16 protein-coding genes are annotated in these 15,892 nt (G+C 74.5%); 9 read left to right on the forward strand and 7 right to left on the reverse strand.

The annotated features are described in order from the left end of the window. Window positions 1-388 precede the first annotated feature (388 nt). A complete protein-coding gene (locus tag JOF54_RS19275; protein WP_210058835.1) occupies window positions 389-877 on the reverse strand; it encodes an SRPBCC domain-containing protein in 489 nt (162 codons plus the stop codon). Then, window positions 874-1,251 (reverse strand): ArsR/SmtB family transcription factor, encoded by a 378-nt coding sequence (locus tag JOF54_RS19280; protein ID WP_307804391.1) that lies wholly within the window; start codon window positions 1,249-1,251, stop codon window positions 874-876. The genes JOF54_RS19275 and JOF54_RS19280 overlap by 4 nt, the downstream gene beginning before the upstream one ends. Before the next feature lie 215 nt (window positions 1,252-1,466). Here JOF54_RS19280 and JOF54_RS19285 point away from each other — a divergent pair, with 215 nt between their 5' ends. The 3 genes from JOF54_RS19285 to JOF54_RS19295 all read left to right on the forward strand — a co-directional run bounded on the left by JOF54_RS19285 (window position 1,467) and on the right by JOF54_RS19295 (window position 3,847). Further along, window positions 1,467-1,982, forward strand: coding sequence for a GNAT family N-acetyltransferase (locus JOF54_RS19285; RefSeq protein ID WP_245358218.1), 516 nt, complete (start codon window positions 1,467-1,469; stop codon window positions 1,980-1,982). 188 nt (window positions 1,983-2,170) lie between these two features. Continuing rightward, the gene (locus tag JOF54_RS19290) at window positions 2,171-2,833 is read left to right on the forward strand and encodes a GNAT family N-acetyltransferase (protein ID WP_245361233.1); all 663 of its coding nucleotides are present in this window, start codon (window positions 2,171-2,173) and stop codon (window positions 2,831-2,833) included. Window positions 2,834-3,175: 342 nt separating this feature from the next. Further along, a complete protein-coding gene (locus JOF54_RS19295; protein ID WP_210058840.1) occupies window positions 3,176-3,847 on the forward strand; it encodes a hypothetical protein in 672 nt (223 codons plus the stop codon). A 147-nt stretch (window positions 3,848-3,994) separates the two neighbouring features. Here the strand turns inward: JOF54_RS19295 and JOF54_RS19300 are convergent, their stop codons facing one another. Then, complete coding sequence (locus JOF54_RS19300; RefSeq protein WP_307804392.1) at window positions 3,995-4,192, reverse strand: VOC family protein; 198 nt, start codon at window positions 4,190-4,192, stop codon at window positions 3,995-3,997. 184 nt (window positions 4,193-4,376) lie between these two features. Between JOF54_RS19300 and JOF54_RS19305 the strand changes: the two genes are divergently transcribed. The 3 genes from JOF54_RS19305 (at window position 4,377) to JOF54_RS19315 (ending at window position 6,971) form a co-directional block, all read left to right on the forward strand. After that, the gene (locus JOF54_RS19305; RefSeq protein ID WP_307804393.1) at window positions 4,377-4,766 is read left to right on the forward strand and encodes a PLDc N-terminal domain-containing protein; all 390 of its coding nucleotides are present in this window, start codon (window positions 4,377-4,379) and stop codon (window positions 4,764-4,766) included. A gap of 261 nt (window positions 4,767-5,027) precedes the next feature. Then, entirely contained in the window at window positions 5,028-5,894 is an 867-nt protein-coding gene (locus JOF54_RS19310) for a sugar phosphate isomerase/epimerase family protein (RefSeq protein ID WP_210058845.1), read from the forward strand. Between the two features lie 342 nt (window positions 5,895-6,236). Then, entirely contained in the window at window positions 6,237-6,971 is a 735-nt protein-coding gene (locus tag JOF54_RS19315; RefSeq protein ID WP_210058853.1) for a GT-D fold domain-containing glycosyltransferase, read from the forward strand. A gap of 53 nt (window positions 6,972-7,024) precedes the next feature. Here JOF54_RS19315 and JOF54_RS19320 read toward each other — a convergent pair whose 3' ends face one another. Together JOF54_RS19320 and JOF54_RS19325 are read right to left on the reverse strand one after the other, a co-directional pair. After that, window positions 7,025-7,303 (reverse strand): hypothetical protein, encoded by a 279-nt coding sequence (locus JOF54_RS19320; RefSeq protein WP_210058855.1) that lies wholly within the window; start codon window positions 7,301-7,303, stop codon window positions 7,025-7,027. A 360-nt stretch (window positions 7,304-7,663) separates the two neighbouring features. After that, window positions 7,664-8,140 carry a DinB family protein gene (locus JOF54_RS19325; RefSeq protein WP_210058858.1) on the reverse strand — a complete coding sequence of 159 codons (477 nt, stop codon included), beginning with the start codon at window positions 8,138-8,140 and terminating at the stop codon, window positions 7,664-7,666. Between the two features lie 274 nt (window positions 8,141-8,414). Here JOF54_RS19325 and JOF54_RS19330 point away from each other — a divergent pair, with 274 nt between their 5' ends. Beyond that, complete coding sequence (locus tag JOF54_RS19330; protein ID WP_210058859.1) at window positions 8,415-9,527, forward strand: DNA glycosylase AlkZ-like family protein; 1,113 nt, start codon at window positions 8,415-8,417, stop codon at window positions 9,525-9,527. A 53-nt stretch (window positions 9,528-9,580) separates the two neighbouring features. On the opposite strand, the gene JOF54_RS19335 is transcribed toward JOF54_RS19330, so the two are convergent. Then, entirely contained in the window at window positions 9,581-10,054 is a 474-nt protein-coding gene (locus JOF54_RS19335; RefSeq protein WP_210058861.1) for a DUF805 domain-containing protein, read from the reverse strand. 182 nt (window positions 10,055-10,236) lie between these two features. Continuing rightward, window positions 10,237-13,596, reverse strand: a complete 3,360-nt coding sequence (locus JOF54_RS19340) for a S8 family peptidase (protein WP_210058863.1) — start codon at window positions 13,594-13,596, stop codon at window positions 10,237-10,239. 536 nt (window positions 13,597-14,132) lie between these two features. On the opposite strand from JOF54_RS19340, the gene JOF54_RS19345 reads away from it, so the two are divergent. Beyond that, the gene (locus JOF54_RS19345) at window positions 14,133-14,651 is read left to right on the forward strand and encodes a hypothetical protein (RefSeq protein ID WP_210058865.1); all 519 of its coding nucleotides are present in this window, start codon (window positions 14,133-14,135) and stop codon (window positions 14,649-14,651) included. 43 nt (window positions 14,652-14,694) lie between these two features. Then, on the forward strand, window positions 14,695-15,867 hold the full coding sequence (locus JOF54_RS19350; RefSeq protein ID WP_210058867.1) for a VOC family protein: 1,173 nt from the start codon (window positions 14,695-14,697) through the stop codon (window positions 15,865-15,867). Window positions 15,868-15,892 lie beyond the last annotated feature (25 nt).

Consider the following 15,892-nt stretch of genomic DNA (forward strand, 5'->3'; position numbering starts at 1 on the left):
AAGCAGAGCAGGCAGTCGCGCGGGTTCTCCAGCATGTCCCGTTGGACCCGCCCGGTGATCTTCCCGATCAGGGGGCGTCATGCGGGACGCCTCCGGAGTCGTCGGTGCCCCCCGACGGTGAGGGCTGCGGCGAGCCCCTTCTGCAGGTCGGTGACTTCGGCCGACCGCTGGCGCCACCGCTCATGCGCACGGACCTGCTCTCGAAGGACAGAGGAAGCAGCACGCGCGGGCTGATCTTCGCTCGCCACCGGGTGCAGCGGCGCAACTCGTGCGCACAGCGACGGGGCCAGCAGGGTCAGGACCCGCCGAGAGGCGCGTCCTGTCCCTGCTGTCCACCTCGCAACCCGTGCAGGTCTGGCTCGTAGCCGAGTCCACCCGCTTCCCGGGCTCAGGCCGCCGGCTGATCCATCGGCGCGCCGGTCTCGACGAGGGTCTTGAGCCCGGACAGCGACCACAGCCAGCCGCCGCCGCCCTGCTGCGGGTCGCCACCGCCGGCGATCTCGGCCGCCAGCTGGGGCGCCGCCGTGACGTCGTGGGTCAGCACCACGCGGGTCAGCCCGCTCGGGTACTCCGTCAGCTCCCAGCTCACGCGCGTGGGCTCGGAGTCGGGGTACCACGCCGCCTTCCAGCTGAGCACCAGCCGGTGCGGCGGGTCGATCTCGAGGACGGTGCCCTCGATGGCGACGTCGCCCATGCCCATCTGCTTCATCTCGGCGGTGGTCAGGTTGTTGAAGACCCCACCCGGGCGGGGGTCGAGCTCGACGTCGCCGCCGTAGCCCCAGCGGTTGGTGTGCTCGGACCGGGTGATGGCGTCCCAGATCCGCTGGGCCGGGGCGTTGATGTAGATGCTGTAGATCTGGACCAGGTTCTCGCTCATGTCGGGTCGTCCTCCGTGGTCGTCGGTGCCTCGAGAGCGTTCGGTGTCTCGAGGTGCTGCTTGAGGTCGAGCAGGAGGGCGGAGACGCCGGCCCGCTCGGTGTACTTGCCGATCCAGCGCTGGTGGATCTGCTGGATGGGGACCGGGTTCAGGTGGTGCAGCTTCGCCCGGCCGTGCTTGCGGGTGATGACGAGGTCGGCCTGCTCGAGCAGGCGCAGGTGCTTGGCCACGCCGAAGCGGGTCATCTCCACGTGCTGGTTGACGGCGGCCTCGAGCTCACCCAGCGAGCGGCCGTCCCGCTGGTAGAGCGCGTCCAGGAGCAGTCGGCGGACGGGGTCTGCCAGAGCCCTGAACACGAGGTCGTCGGCATCCACACCCGGGACAATAGGTGACCTTTTGGTCACGTGTCAACGGTTCGCCCCCTTGCGCTCCTGCTACGCCGAGGGCTTGCTCGTGCCCGCCGAGATCGGCGAGGACAACGGATACCGCGGCTCCACCTCCCCCGTGCGTTGCTCCGCGAGGAGATCGGGCAGCAGCCATGGCTGGGCGGGACCGCGACGTAGCGGGCGCGTCGGCATACGGTGCCTGCATGTCCCAGCTCGAGGTGGCCGTCCGGCGGGCAGGACCCCACGAGATGGGGATCCTCGAGCGGTTGTGGCTGATGTTCCGCCACGACCTCTCGGAGTTCCGCGGTGTCCTGCCCGGACCCGACGGCAGCTTCCGCAGCGACAGGCTCCGGGCCGCCGTCGAGGATCCCGCGTGGGCTGCCTACCTCGTCTGGGCCGACGACCGACCCGTCGGCCTGGCCCTCGTCCGGGCGCTCGACCAGCCGGTCCGGGTCCTCAACGGCTTCTTTGTCGTCCGCGGAGCGCGCCGCACCGGGACCGGGTCGCGTGCCGTCCTCCAGGTCCTCGCGAATCACCCCGGTCCCTGGGAGGTCGCCTTCCAGGCCGACAACGCCGCCGCCGTCCAGTTCTGGCGCCGCGTCGCGAGCGCGACGTCGGGCGACGCCTGGACGGAAGAACGACGTGCCGTCCCCGGCCGACCCGACCTGCCGCCCGATGTGTGGATCTCCTTCTCCCACCAGCAGACCGCAGCTCCGTGAGCCAGCCCGCGTGGGGTGCGCACGCACCGGCCGGCCTGGACCTGGGGCGGGCCGGAGCGACCTGAGGACCGCGCACCGGGTCGCGGCCGGGGGAGGGGTGCCAGCCGCGAGGGGTGCGGGCCGTCCGCCGCCGCCGAGCACCGGTCGTCGCCGGGCCGCGGGCGAGGACCTAGGTTGCAGCCGTGCACATGTATCCGCCGTTGGCGGTCGAGATCACGACGCCGCTCCTGTCCCTGAGGGGCGCCACCGACGACCTGCTGGCCGAGCTCGCTCCCCTGGTGCGCGCGGGCGAGGCGGTCGCCGAGCCGCCTCCGTTCGACGACCCGATGTCGCTGTACGAGGTGGATCCCGAGCGGCGCGTCCAGCGGTGGCTGCAGGGCGTCTGGCGGGGCCGGGGCAGCGTCAGCGCTGACCTGTGGCGGCTCTCGTTCGTCGTGGTGCACGACGGCCGTGCGGTGGGGATGCAGGACCTGATCGGTCAGCGTTTCGACGTCTTCCGCTCGGCCACCTCGTTCTCCTGGCTGGCTCGGTCGGCCCGCGGGCGCGGGTTGGGTCGAGAGATGCGAGCCGCCGTCCTCCACCTCGCCTTCGAGGGCCTGGGTGCGGACCGGGCGGAGAGCGAGGCCTTCACCGACAACGCCGGCTCCAACCGGATCTCCCAGTCGACGGGTTACGTGGCCAACGGGACCACCTGGGCCACCCGGCAGGGGTCGGCGGCGGTGCTCCAGCGTTGGCAGCTCAGCCGGGAGGACTGGCTCCCGCGACGGCGGGACGACATCTCGCTGGCAGGAGTTGCTGCCTGCCGGGCTGCGCTCGCCATCTCGGCACGTCCTCCCACGTCCGAGCGGTGAGGGTCCGAGAGCGGTGTGCCAGCCCAGGTCCGACCGATCTCGCACCCCCCGTTGTCGACCCTGGGCGGAGCGCACTGGTCTCCGGCCCTCGAGCGGGACGCGCGCGAGCCGGAGCGGCCATGGGCGCTCTCGCACCGTCCCGGACGCCCCTCCGAGGCGCTGAGCGGTCTCAGCGGGGGCGAGGAACTCGTCGGGTGGGGCAGGCCAGCAGCTCCGGCGCCCCGCGGTGCACGAGCTCTTCACCGTGCTGCGGTAGACCTCGGCGGGGTCTGACCGTTGACGGGCCCGGCGGGGTGCGGTAGGTCTGGCCGGATGAGACGCCGGGTGGTCCTCCTGCCGTGCGTGGCGCTGATGATCCTCCTGACCGCAGCGGGCTGCCCCGCGGGCGCGCTGGACGAGGCCCTCAAGGCCGCGAAGGCTGTCGAGCGGTCGAGCTCTACCCGAGAGGTCGACGACGGCAGCCGGGCTCTGCGCGACCTGAACCCGGCGAAGCTGGACCCTGCTCAGCGGCAGGTCCGGCAGCAACAGCTGGCGGTCGTCGACGGTGTGCTCGAGCGAGCAGCCGGTGCCGAGGTGCAGAGCGGAGCCGCGGCGGCAGACCTGCAGATCCCGACCTTGGCCGACGAGACGGCGGCGCTGGTCACGCCGCCCGACTCCAGACCTGACTTCCTGGCCGACGTCCGCGCCGAGACCCGCGAGCAGATCAAGTCGGCGGCCTGCGACACCTTGTTGAACGCTGCTGCTCCCGAGCAGACCCCCGACCCGAGCGGGGAGGGCGCGGCGAAGTACGCGACCCAGGCGATCGAGCACCTGCAGGTCACGTGGGCACTGCCGGGCTCTCTGCAACAGGTGCACGGCTGGGCGAGGTGGACGCAGGGAGTGGTGGAGGACGCTCAGCAGGTCCAGGCGGCGGTCGAGGCGAACCCGCAGACCTACGTGAACTACGCCACGAAGCCACCGGTCCTCCGAGGCACCATCGCCTACGCCAGGTACTGCTACGCGCGGCCTCGTTGACGGGTCCGTGCAGGCGTGCGTCGGCCGCCCCTCAGGCAGGAGTCGACCGTCTGCGGCACGGATCGCCGGTGGTCCTCCGTGCCGCCCCGGCTGCGGTGCGGGACGTGCACAGCGCGGCGCCGTCGAGCTCACACGACGCAGCCCGGGTCAGTCGCGGTGCTGCACCACGTCGAGGAGGTTGCCGTCGGGAGCCCGGACGAAGAAGCGGGTCACGCCCCACTCCTCGGTGGTGAGCGGATGGACGATCTCGTAGCCACGCTCCCGCGCTCGAGCGTGGGCAGCGTCGATGTCGTCGACCCGGACCGAGAGCACAGGGTTCACAGGGGCCGTGGCGTCGCGGGTCACCAGCTGGATCCTGGTCCCGCCCTGCGGGGAGGCGTACCGCGCCACCCACCCCCGGTTGAACCCCTCCTCGCTCAACCCCAGGTACCGGTGCAGAACGGCCTCGCCTCGTCGAGGTCGGCCGCGTGCAGGTCGCCGTTCGCCACCACCGTCGACGGCAGGGGTGAACTGCTGCACACTGCACCTCGTGATCCGCGTCGAACTGGTTCTCGGGCTGCTCGTCTTCGTGCTCTGGCTGTTCAGCCTGCTCGAGGTGGTCAGGAGCGACGACGGAGCGGTCCGCCACCTCCCCAAGCTGGTCTGGCTGCTCGTCGTCCTCCTGTTCCCGCTGGTGGGCTCGATCGCGTGGCTGGTGGCCGGCCGACCGGTCGGGGCGCCGCGAACGGGTCATCTCGAGCGCGCGGCGCCCGCGTACCCCGAGTACGACCGGCCCGGCCGCGCCGCCGCGAGCACGCCGGAGGCGGACGAGGCCTTCCTGCGGAAGGTGCGCGAGCGCGCCGAGGCGCAGCGCCGTGCCTACCGGGAGCAGCAGCGGGGGCGGGAGCACCAGGAGGGTGGCGGGTCCGAGCCCTCCTGAGCCGCGCGGCCCGCGCTGCAGCCGGAGCCGGCTCGTCCTCGTCGGGTGACGTCGGGCCGGTCAGCGGCGCGAGCAGCGGCAACCCTCGCACGGGACGCACGCAGTAACCGACCCGCGGGCGGTGGCCACGGCTGCGACGTGAACCTGGCCCAGCTGGCCGGCGAGGCGGAGGGCGCTGCACCCAGGAGCACCCCCGGGGTCGGGGTCGAGGTCGGAGGACCGCCGCCTGACGGCGGGGGCGGCGTCGCTAGAGTCCCGACCATGTTCACCGACCTCGCTCTCGGCGCCCTCGGCCACCCGCGCGACCTCCCGACCGCTCTCGAGCTCGCGGCCCGGCACGGGTTCGGCGGGGTGGACCCCGACGTCGGCCACCTCCGCGGGCTGCGCAGCCGGACGCAGGTGCAGGAGCTCGCCGACGACCTCACGAGCCGCGGCCTGCGGTGGGGCATCGGCGGCCTCCCCGTGTCGCTGACGGCGGCGCCGGCGGTCTTCGCCGAGCAGCTGGCGGCGCTGCCGCAGGTGGCGGAGATCCTGGCCGCGGCCGGGGTGGGCGCCGTCGGCACCTGGGTCAAGCCGATGGACGACGCGCTGACCTACCGGCGCAACTGGCGCCTCCACGTCGGGCGCCTCGCGCTGGTCGCCGGCGTCCTCGACGACGCCGGGATCCGCCTCGGGCTGGAGTACGTCGGGCCGAAGACGTTCTGGTCCACCGAGCGGTTCCCCTTCGTCCACACCCTGGCCGAGCTGCGCGAGCTGATCGCCGACGCCGGTGCCGGCAACGTCGGCGTCATCCTCGACACCTACCACTGGTACACCGCGGGCGAGACCCCGGCGGACCTGCGGGCGCTGACCGCGTCCGACATCATCTCGGTCGACCTGAACGACGCGCGCGACGACCGGGAGCGCGACGAGCAGCAGGACCAGGACCGCCGGCTGCCCGGCACGACCGGGGTCATCGACCTGTCCGGCTTCGTGGACGTCCTCGTCGAGCTCGGCTACGACGGGCCGGTCAAGGCCGAGCCGTTCCTGTCCACGCTCGCCGAGCGTCCCGTCGACGACGTGCTCGCCGAGGTCTCGGACCTGCTCGACCGCGCGCTCGCCCCGGCGCAGGAGCTCTCCAGGAGCTAGGCGGCGGACTCCTTGAGGGGCTGAGGGGAGCCCAGCTCTCGCCCACACGTGAACGCGCCGGTCAAGGGCGCACTTCTCGACCTTGACCGGCTCGGACCAGCGCTGGTATCCGTGGGCCAGCACGTCCACCCCCACCGTGCAGGGCGTTCCCGCCCCGTCCGACCGGACCGGCGTCCTGGCCGGGCGACCACGGCTCGAGCACGTCATGCGTGATCGGCGTGCTCCTGGAGGTGTGGCGTGACCGGTGTACCCCGACGGCTCCCCAGTCCGGCAGGGCTCCGGGCCCGGGGCCGGGAGTGGGTCTTCGGCCCGGGCGGACGCAGCCCACGCCGGGCGGCGGACGTGATCTGCCGGCTCTCCAACGACGACGTGGTCCGCTTCTGCCGAGCCCACCAGCTCGGCCTCGACGAGACCGTCACCCAGCTGGTCAGCACCGGCACGAGCCTGGCCCGCTTCGGGGACGGCGAGCTCGGCGCCATGATGAGACCGGGCTACGACCTCTACCTGCAACGCTCGTCCCCGCAGCTGATGGCCGAGCTGCGCGGCATCTGGACGCTGGACGACCTGGACCCGGCCACGCTCCTGCTGGGGTTCCCGCTCCCGTTCACCGGGTCCTACTGGTCCGGTGTCTGGGGGAGCCTCTGGCCGGAGCTGCGGTTGATCACCCGGGACGACCTCCGGTACGGGAACACCCACGTCACCCGGCCGGTCTACTTCCGGCGCCTGCGGGGCCGGGGCGTCGACCTCTGGCGCGCGGTGTGGGCCGACCAATCCGTGTGCGTCGTCACCGGCACGGGGTCACGGTTCGACCTGATCCCGGAGCTCTTCGGCAGCGCCGCCTCGGTCGTCCGCGAGACGGCGCCGCCCGTGGACGCGTACGCCGACGTGGACGCCCTGGAGCGGCGGCTCCTGGCGATCCCCGTCGACCTCTTCCTGCTCTCCCTCGGCCCGACGGCGACCGTCCTGGCCGCGCGGCTGTCGCGCCGCGGCCGGCGCGCCCTCGACATCGGCCACATCGTGAACAGCTACAAGACGGTCTTCCACGGGGCTGACCGGCCCGAGCACCAGCCGCTCTAGCGGCGACCGCCGCAGGAGAGGGGAGAGCGCCGCGGTCGGGCGACCGCTGGGCGTCAGTCCCGCAGGGCGTCCGGTCGGCCCTTCTGCGGTCGTCGTCTCGACCGCGCGAGCGCGCGCACGTCCCCCTCGAACAGCGTGATCGCGGCGAAGGCGTTCACGTGGTGGTGGGTGACGCGCTGGCCCACCAGGGGCAACGGGTAGCGGGGGTCCTCGTACCAGGCGCAGATCCGCCGGACGTCCGCGTGCTCGTCGTCGGTCATCCCGAGCGCACGTTCCCAGAGCGCGTCCTCGCCGTAGTCCCACAGGGCCTGGGCGATGGCCAGCGGGGACACGTGGACGATGAGCTGAGGGCGCGGCCGCAGCAGCTCCTCGAGAGGACGTGGCCCCCCGTCTCCGCGTCCCGCGACCGGTCCGTCCTCCGTCGAACGGGACGACCTCGCCGGCGTCGGGCGCGCCCGGGCCCTGACGTGGTGCAGCCAGGTCGTGAAGAGCGAGGTCACGAGCCCATCATCGACCGTCAGCCCGGGACGGCGACCTCCGGCAGCCGTCGTGCGGGCGGCGCTCCGAGCCGGCCGGCAGACGGGCGCCAGGACCAGCGGAACGTGGCCACCGGTGGATCACCAGGAGGAGCGGGTCTCCGCCGGACCTGCGGCGACGGACCCGTCACCGCCCGGACCGCGACCGGCCCCCGGTCACCGCGGTCCCAGCCCGGTCAGCCCGTCGAGGAGCTCGCGGGCCAGGTCCAGGTGGCCGACGTGCCGGGCGATCTCCTCGATCACGTGCAGCAGCACGCCCCGGACCGTGGTCACCTCCCCGACGAGCTGCTCGGGCTGGACCGTCAACGGGTCGTCCAGGGCGAACCGGGTGAGGATCTGGTCGGAGCGCTCGCACTCCGCGCGGTAGGACACCGCGGCCCCCACCAGCGTCGACACCTCTCCCGGGGAGGCGGGCGCGTCGGTCGTGTCGCCGTCGAGCACCAGCAGGAACCAGTGCCGTTCGACGCCCCCGAGGTGCACGAGCAGGTCGAACGGTGTCCAGCCGCTGGGGACGACGCTCCGCCGGGCGTCCGCCTCGGAGAGGCCGTCGACGACCTGCAGGGCTGACCGGCGGTTCGCGGCGAGGAAGTGCAGGAGCGCTCGGCGTTCGTCGGTGTCGGGGCCGGTGACCATGGTCGGCACGGTAGCGCCGGTCGTGCGCCGTCGTGCGCCGTCGTGCGGGGACCGGGCCGGCACCGACGGCGCGACGGCGAGCGCTTCCCCTGCCACGTGTGAGGGCGGTTGAGTGGCGGCCCAGAGGCTGGGCGACGTCCGGTTGCGCTACCATCGCCGGCGCTCAGGTCGGGGGGCAGCCTGCGCCAGCGTGCGGGGGAGGCTGCGCCCCGGCTGCTCGGGCGACGAGCCCGCGCCGCAGGACGGTGGTCAGCAGCGCCGCTACGGTGACGGCATGGTCCCCGCAGCGACGGGCGCGCTGGCCTGGCGCCTGGGTCGGCACGCCCTCGACCCCTCCGGCCCGGCGTCGACGGCCGTCGAGGTGGTCGACCGGGTGCTGGCCGTCCGCGGCTGGCCCGCCGACGCCGCCGACCTCGCCGTCTCCGTCCGGCAGGCGGTGCCCGACCCGGGCGGCCTGGAGCGCGCGCTCGACGCGGGGGAGCTGGTGCGCAGCTACGCCTTCCGCGGCGGGAGCTACGCCTTCACCCCGGAGGTCGCGGCGCTGGTGCTCGCCGTCCGCACCATCACCCGGGTCTGGGAGACGCGGCGCTGGCAGCAGCAGGGCGGTTTCGCCCTCGAGGACTGGGAGCCGCTGCGGGAGGAGGTCTGCGCGGCGCTGGCCGACGGCCCCCTCACCCGGGACGAGATCTCCGCCCGCCTCGCCGGGACCCCGCTGGCGCACCTCAGCGGCGCGGCCACCGGGCAGGGCGCCGACAGCCTCTACAAGCCGCTGCACTGGTGGGGCGACATCTGCTTCGGCCCGCCGCGGGAGGGCCGCTCGACCTTCCGGCTGCTCCGCGGTGACCCGGCCTGGCCCGGCCGGCCGGACGTCGACGACGCCGGGCGCGAGCTGGTCACCCGCTACCTGGCCGGCTACGGCCCGGCGACGGCGACCAACCTGCACTACTGGCTCACCGAGGGGCTCGGGGTCCCGCGCCGTCGGCTCCAGCGCTGGCTGGCCGACCTGGGCGACGACGTCGTGACCGACGTCGTCGACGGCGACGAGGACGCGGCCGTCCTGCTGCGGGCCGACCGCGAGGCCGTGCGCGCGGCCCGGCCCTCCGACGTCGTCCGGCTCCTGCCGGCCTTCGATCCCTGGGTCCTCGGACCCGGCACGGCCGACGCCCGGCTGGTCGCGCCCGGCCGTCGGAGCCTGGTCTCGCAGGGCCACAGCCTCGTCGTCCGGGGCGGGGTCGTGGTGGGGACCTGGCGCTCGCGGGCCGGGACCGTCGACGTGGGGTGGTTCAGCGAGGCCGGCGTCGTCCCCGTGGACGCGCTCCGGACCGAGGTGCAGCGGCTGGCGACGATCCGGTCGCAGGAGCTGACGCTCACCTCCGCCACCCGCTAGCGCTCGCCGCCGGAGCGGGCGGCCCCGTCGGCAGGGGGCCGCCCGACGATGGGTCAGGCCCGGTCGTAGCGCTGGCCCTCGGGCCGCGGCGCCGAGGCCCAGAACACGATGAGGACGACGATCCCGACGACCGGGACCAGGATGATCAGGTACCACCACCCGGAGCGGCCGGTGTCGTGCAGCCGGCGCGCGCTCAGCGCGAGCAGGCCCACGAAGGTCAGCAGCGACCAGACCGAGGAGGCCGCCGAGGTCTTCAGCGAGCGGAGCATCGAGTCCACGGCGTACTGCTGGGCGTCGGCGCCCGGCGCGGGGACGGTCGTGTCGACGCCGACCACGGCGACGCTGATGACGCCGAGGATGATCGAGACCACCACCGAGATGAGGTACCACCACCAGAACTCGCTGCGGCTGGCCCGCCCGCTGAAGGTGGCGTACTTCTTCCAGAACCGGACGAAGGCCTGCCGCGGCGAGGCGTCGTAGAGGGGCTGGTCCAGTCGGGCCGGACCGGTCCGGGTGAGAGATGACATGGGTGTGGTGCTTCCTGTGAGCCGTTGACCTGACCGGAGGACCGTAGACCGGCCGGAGGTCGCACGGGGCTCCTCGGCTGAAGCGAGACCAGCACGTGACCGGGGACGGCGGCCTCCAGCACGACCGGGCCCGGCCGACCTCGTGAGGTCGACCGGGCCCGGGCCCTGCGTGGTGCCGTGCGTCAGCCGGCGGGGGTGCTCCGCAGCGTCTGGGCCTCGGCGCGCGTGCCGTCGACCCCGTGCAGGTGGATCACCAGCGCCCGGGCGGGCTTGCCACCCGTCGCGGCGAGGCGGTAGGGGATCCGGGTCCCCGCGACGTCCGGGTAGACCAGCCCCCCGACCTGGACGCCGGGGTTGAGGGCGTCGAAGGCCACGGCCGGCGTCTGGTCCTGGACACCGCCGGTGAGCGGCGAGGCGTAGGCGTTGGCCGTCCCCACCCGGTAGGTGAGGGGGAACGTCGTCGCCTCGTCGGTGATGCCCAGCGCTGCTGCGGAGACCGGGATCAGCAGCGTGTTGGTGTCGAAGGCGTTGGTCTCGAAGTCGCCGTCCCCGAAGTTCAGCGGCTGGATGTCGACCAGCTGCTCGCCCTCCGGCTCGCGCAGGTCGAGGGTCACGGCGTTGAAGAGGTCGGTGTCCGGCTCCGGCTGCACCAGCGTCTCCAGGTCGGCCTTGCCGTCACCGGTGATGTCGATGTCGACGAAGGGGACGTTGAAGTGCCCGATCGAGGACATGTTGCCCCAGGTGCTGAGGCCGAACCACACGAAGCCGTCGGCCCTGCTGCCGCCGTTGCCGGGGGTGGCGCCGGCGCCGACGTAGTGGATGTCCCCGGCCCGGGTGGCGGCGGTGGCTGCGCAGCCGACGGCCTGGACCCCGCCGCAGCGGGGCTGCCGGGGGCTGTTGTACCCGAGCGTCAGCACCGAGAGCTTGGACTCGAAGGCCGTCGTGCCGCTGCCCTGGGCGAACCCGGCGCCCTTGACGACCATCGTCGGCGCGCCGGCCACGGTGGTGTCGTCGACGCGGGTGGTGGAGGCCGGCTTGGCCGCCCCGTAGACCGGCACCCGCAGGGCGGGCTTCCCCTTCGGCGTGACCAGCAGGCGCCCCGACGCGTCGGAGACGTACTGCCGGGCGCGCTCGACGGGCTCGTCGTCCGGCCCCACGAGGTAGGCGTCGACCTGGGTCGTCGCCATCGTCGGGTCGATGGTGTGCCGCAGCTTCGCCGTCGTCACCGTCATGGTGACCGTGACGTCGACGTACTTCCCGGGCTTGAGGGTCACGGTGGACCGGCTCGCCCGGTAGGACACGCCCGGCTGGCTGACGACCGGCTGGTAGGCCACGGCCGCGGTGGTGGTGCGCTTCGAGGTGTTGCGGATCCGCACCTGCTGGGTCTTGGTGACCTTCGCCTCGTCCGCCGGTGCGGCGACCACGCCGAAGGAGGCGCTGACGGCACCCCGGCCCAGGGTGTAGGCGATGACGTCGGTCTGCACGGCGGCGAGCGCGTCGACGCGGCCGGCCCCGACCCGGGCCGGGCCGTACCGGAGACCCTTCCGCCCGGGCTCGGTGTACACGTCGTGCCCGGCGGTGTTCATCACGGCGGCCTTGACCCGCTCGACGTTCCACGACGGGTGGGCGGCCCGCACCAGGGCGGCGACGCCCGCGGTGACCGGGGACGCCATCGAGGTGCCCGAGATGGTCAGCTGGCCGTCGCCGGTGCCCATGCCGGCGGAGGTGATGGTGTCGCCGGGGGCGGCGACGTCGGGCTTCACGACGCCCGGCTGACCGTGCCCGCCGCGCGAGCTGAACGAGGAGAGCGTGTCGGTGATCGCGGGGGTGATGCTCTTGATCGTGCCCTGGAGCGACCCGTCGAAGGTCACGGCCAGCGTGCCGGCGGTGACCGCCGGACGCAGCTGGTCGGTCCCGGCCTTCGGCAGCTGGACGACCGGGATGGTCGGGCTGCCCGTGATGCCGGCGGCGAAGACGTCGACGCCCGCGGTGTAGATCGCCCCGACGGCGCCGGCGGCGGCGACGTTGGCGGCCCGTGCGGCGGACCCGCAGAGCCGGGTGGCGTCGTCGTCGTCCCACTCGAGCCAGGCGACCTTGCCGGCGACCGCCGTGGCGTCGGCGCCGGTGACCGGCGAGCAGCCGTCGGCGTTGGCGCTGGAGAGCGCGACGACCTGGCCGGAGACGGGCGCGGCGTCGGCCCAGGGGTAGGCGACGGAGAACTGGCCGGCGACGACGCCGGCGAGGGAGGCCGGGGCGCTCACCCGCAGCCCGTCGCGGAGCTGCAGCTCGTCGACCGTGCTCGCGACCGCGAGCGAGCGCACGGCGTTGCCCGGCGAGCCCGCCGCGTCGGTCAGGTCACCGGCGTTGCCGGCCGCCATCACCGGCAGGACCCCGTTCTTGGCGAGCACGTCGACGACGGCGTTCTCGGGGTCGTCGGCGGCGCTGAAGTCGCTGCCGAGCGAGAGGTTGACGATGTCGAGGTGGTCGGAGAAGTCGCCGTCGCCGTCCGGGTCCAACGCCCAGTCCAGGGCGGGGATGACCGTGTCGGTGGAGCCCTCGCAGCCGAACACCTTCAAGGCGTAGAGCGAGGCCTGCGGAGCCATGCCGGGGCCGATCCGCATGCGGTACAGCGAGGTGCGGTCGAGGCGCGGGTAGCTGCCCCGGAAGGTGCTGCCGTCGGCGTCGACGCCGTAGCCCGCCGCGCTGCCGGCGACGTGGGTGCCGTGGGAGTTGCAGTCCAGCGGGTTGTTGTCCGGCGAGGGGACCGGCTGGTAGAGGTCGGGGTCGCTGGGGTCGGCGTTGTAGTCGTCGCCGACGAAGTCGCGGCCGCCGACGACCTTCGCGGTACCGGCGAAGGTGCCCTGGCTCTTCAGCGCCTTCTGGTAGGCCGCCACCGTGCCGGCCCCGCCGAAGTCGGCGTGGGTGTAGTCGATCCCGGTGTCGATGATGCCGATCCGGACGCCGCGGCCCGTCTGGCCGGGGCTCTTCCAGGTGTTGACCGCCCGGGTGAGCTGGGCAGCGCTGGCGTTGCTCACCTTCTTGGGCACGATCGGGGTGATCGCGACGACGTCGTCCCGCTCGGCGAGCGCCCGGAGCGTGCCGAGGTCGGCGACCACGCCCAGGCCGGGCACGGCGTTGGCGACGGAGAAGAGCTTGCGCACGGCCGGGTCGCGGCGACGGGCGGCCGCCAGCACCTGGTCCGCGTCGCGCGCCACGTCAGCCCGGCGGTCCCGGCTGGCGGTGCGCGCGGCGGTGCGGGGCGAACGGGCGGTGGAGGCGAGGGTCCGCTGGGCCACCGAGGCCGCGCCGGGGCCGGCGAGCTGGACGAACACGCTCTGGCGGTCGGCCGACGACCGGTCCAGGCCGCCCTTGAGCTTGGTGGTCGCGAGTGGTCCACGCAGGGGGCTGATCGCGTAGGGCTCGGTGCCCCGGGGGAGCGGGGCGGCCGAGGCCGACGGCATACCGGCCAGGGTCAGGGGCGCCAGCAGCAGGGCGGCCCCGCAGGCCACCAGGGCTCTGGGTCGCGCGCGTCGAGGGGACATGACGTTCCGTTCCGGGACCCCGTCGGAGGACTGGGCTGCCGGGGATCCCGTCGGCAGTCTGAGCGGAGCCTAAGACCACCCTGTGACAACCCCACGACTCGGTCCCTCCAGAGCCGCCGACGCCGGTGCCGGGGAGCTCCGAGGAGCGCGTCGGGCGCGCCCCTGCTTGCCCTGCGGTGGCCCGGCACGCGAACCTGTGGCATGCCTCGCACACCGGAGTGGTCGCCGGTCGCCGTGACCGGTCCCGGAGCCGTCGGGTCCCGGCTGACCCCCGCCCCGATCCTCGTGCTGAGCGGGCCAGCCCTGCTGCTGCCCTCCGCGCCGCCGGGCCCTCCGCACGGCCGGTCCTCGGGCGCAGGCGACCCGGCCGCCGCCGGGGCTCCGCAGGTGGTCGCCTCGTGAACGACCGCCCGCGCGGGGCTGCCCACCGCTCACCCGCAGCGGGGGCGGGGACGAGAGGGGGACACCGGCACCCGGGAGCCGCGCCTCCCGCTTCCTTCCACGGCCTGGGTGGCGAGCAGCGGCTGCGCGCTGAGATGCGGGACGTCGCGACCGGGGACGGCGGCGACCCAGGAGGGGCAGGGCTGCTGGACGTCCTCCACCGGGTGGCGCGCTACGACGCGGCATGGATCGCGCTCCGGGACCCCCGGACCGGCCGGCACGTCCCGGTCCTCGAGGACGGGCCGACCGCCTCCGTCCGGGCCTACCACGCGACCGACGAGGCGGACGCCGAGGCACAGCGTTTCGGCCTCCACCGGGCCGGTTGGCCGCTCCCCGCCCACCGCCTGCCCGTGCCGCTGGAGGAGACCTTCGCCTGGGGTGAGCACCTCCTCCCGGCCGGTTTCCGGGACGGACTGGCGGTCGGCCTGTTCACCGAGGAGGGCCGCCACGTCGGCTACCTCAGCCTGCTGACGGGCCAGCCCCGGTCGGTCACCGCCGTCACGGCGGCGCTCCTGCACTCGGTGAACGCCTTGGTCGCCGCCGCGGTGCAGGGGATGCCCGCGCTCGCCCCCGCGGCCGCGCCCGGGACGAGCGCACGGGCTGCGGCCCCGTGACGCCGGCGCTCCCGGACCCGCCGCCGTGGCCTAGCGTGCTGCCATGACCGGGACCGGAGCGGACTGGCGGGTGCTCGACGGGGTGACGACGGCGTGGTTCGGGGCGCCGTCGCTGACGGCGGGGGCGGCCCTGGCCGGCCACGTCGCGGACGTCTCGGCGGGCATCCTCGTCGACCTGCGCCCCGCCGGCGTGCGGGTGCGGTTGGACGGGGCGGAGCACGCGGACGCGGTGTCGGCGGCGGCCCGCGATCTCCACCTCGCGGCGGACCCGGGCGTCCTGCAGGCGGTGACGGTCGTGCTCGAGTCCGTCGACCCGTCCGCCGTCGTCCCCTTCTGGGTGAGCGCGCTCGGCCAGCCGGCCGGACGGGACGGGGTGCTGGTGGACCCGCTGCGCCGCGACCCGTCGTTGCGGGTCACCCGGTCCGATCAGCCGCGGCCGCTGCGGAACCGGCTGCACCTGGACGTCGTGCGGCCGGCCGCGGCGGTGGAGCAGGCCGACGTCGGCCCGGCCGGGGGACCGTACGGAGTCCGGCACGCCGACGCCGACGGCAACGAGGTCGACCTCGTGCCCGGCGGACCGCTCGGCGAGCGGCCCGGGACGTCGGACTGGCAGGTGGTGTTCAGCGCGACCGCCTGCTACCGCGCCACCACGACGGATCAGCAGCGGGATCTGGCCACCGCCGCGGCCGCGCTGGCCGACGCCGCGGGCTTCCCGCTGCTGGTCGACCTGCGGCCGGGGCTCGTGGTCCTCGACACCGGCAAGGACCAGGGCGAGGCCGACGCCCACGGCCTGGCTCTCGACTTCGCCGACCTGGCCCAGGAGCTGCAGAGCGCCGCCCGCGCCCTCGGCGCCACGGCCGACCCGGCGCTGCCGCACCTCACCCAGCTGTTCCTCGACGCCGCCGACGTCGCCGCGGTCCGCGCCTTCTGGGCCGCGGCGCTCGGCTACCGGCCCGACCGGCGGGTCGGGCTCGACGACCTGTGGGACCCGCGGCGGCTCGACCCCGTGCTCGCCTTCCAGCCGCTGGACGCGGGGGAGACCGAGCGCCGCCGGCAGCGCGACCGGCTGCACGTCGAGCTCGCCGTGCCGGTCGACGCGGCCCCGGCCCGGCTGGCCGCGGCGCTCGCCGCCGGCGGCCGGCAGCTCGAGGAGTCGCCGGGCCGGTGGGTGCTGGCCGACCCGGAGGGCAACGAGCTGGTCGTCCGGTCGACCTGAGGCCGCAGCCGGGGCTGACCGCCGG

The organism is Microlunatus capsulatus, assembly GCF_017876495.1.
Taxonomy (GTDB): domain Bacteria; phylum Actinomycetota; class Actinomycetes; order Propionibacteriales; family Propionibacteriaceae; genus Microlunatus; species Microlunatus capsulatus.

What these genes read in the sequence shown, in the direction of transcription:
- JOF54_RS19275 (WP_210058835.1), bottom strand. Translation starts at nt 877, where the DNA reads ATGAGCGAGAACCTGGTCCAGATCTACAGCATCTACATCAACGCCCCG.
- JOF54_RS19285 (WP_245358218.1), top strand. Translation starts at nt 1,467, where the DNA reads ATGTCCCAGCTCGAGGTGGCCGTCCGGCGGGCAGGACCCCACGAGATG.
- JOF54_RS19290 (WP_245361233.1), top strand. Translation starts at nt 2,171, where the DNA reads ATGTATCCGCCGTTGGCGGTCGAGATCACGACGCCGCTCCTGTCCCTG.
- JOF54_RS19310 (WP_210058845.1), top strand. Translation starts at nt 5,028, where the DNA reads ATGTTCACCGACCTCGCTCTCGGCGCCCTCGGCCACCCGCGCGACCTC.
- JOF54_RS19325 (WP_210058858.1), bottom strand. Translation starts at nt 8,140, where the DNA reads ATGGTCACCGGCCCCGACACCGACGAACGCCGAGCGCTCCTGCACTTC.
- JOF54_RS19330 (WP_210058859.1), top strand. Translation starts at nt 8,415, where the DNA reads ATGGTCCCCGCAGCGACGGGCGCGCTGGCCTGGCGCCTGGGTCGGCAC.
- JOF54_RS19335 (WP_210058861.1), bottom strand. Translation starts at nt 10,054, where the DNA reads ATGTCATCTCTCACCCGGACCGGTCCGGCCCGACTGGACCAGCCCCTC.
- JOF54_RS19340 (WP_210058863.1), bottom strand. Translation starts at nt 13,596, where the DNA reads ATGTCCCCTCGACGCGCGCGACCCAGAGCCCTGGTGGCCTGCGGGGCC.
- JOF54_RS19345 (WP_210058865.1), top strand. Translation starts at nt 14,133, where the DNA reads ATGCGGGACGTCGCGACCGGGGACGGCGGCGACCCAGGAGGGGCAGGG.
- JOF54_RS19350 (WP_210058867.1), top strand. Translation starts at nt 14,695, where the DNA reads ATGACCGGGACCGGAGCGGACTGGCGGGTGCTCGACGGGGTGACGACG.